General features: G+C 70.7%; 1 protein-coding gene. It reads right to left on the reverse strand.

Features of this window, described 5'->3' with window-relative positions; genetic code table 11:
* Positions 1-134: 134 nt before the first annotated feature.
* A partial coding sequence (locus G3I71_RS47365) for an ATP-binding protein (RefSeq protein WP_164325133.1) occupies positions 135-454 on the reverse strand: 320 nt, incomplete at its 5' end.

Genomic DNA, 454 nt, shown 5'->3' on the forward strand with positions numbered 1-454 from the left:
GTCGTGCCGTCGAACTCCTCGCGGACCCCGCGTACTTCCGCGGCCGCCGGAACGGTTCCGCGCCCGGGTCGATCCGTGATCGTCGATCCGACCCGCGGTCACGCGTTCCTGGGGTCGGTTCTCGCCGGACCCGCTCAGTCGAGCGCGTCGGCGTCCGGCTTGGACCGTTCGTGCAACTCGAACCAGATCGACTTGCCCTCACCCCGCGGATCGACGCCCCAGTCGTCGGCCAGCATCTCCATGAGCAGCACCCCGCGCCCGCTCGACGCCATCTCACCGGGCTGCCGCTTGTGGGGCAGCTCGTCGCTCCCGTCGGCCACCTCCACGCGCAACCGCCGGGTGCCCAGGTCGCCCGCCGCCTCGGCGACCAGCAGCGCGTCGCCGTCGGTGTGCACCAGTACGTTCGTCACCATCTCGGAAACCATCAGCACCACCGAGTCCACCTGGTCGTCGT

The organism is Streptomyces sp. SID12501, assembly GCF_010550245.1.
Classification (GTDB): Bacteria; Actinomycetota; Actinomycetes; order Streptomycetales; family Streptomycetaceae; genus Streptomyces.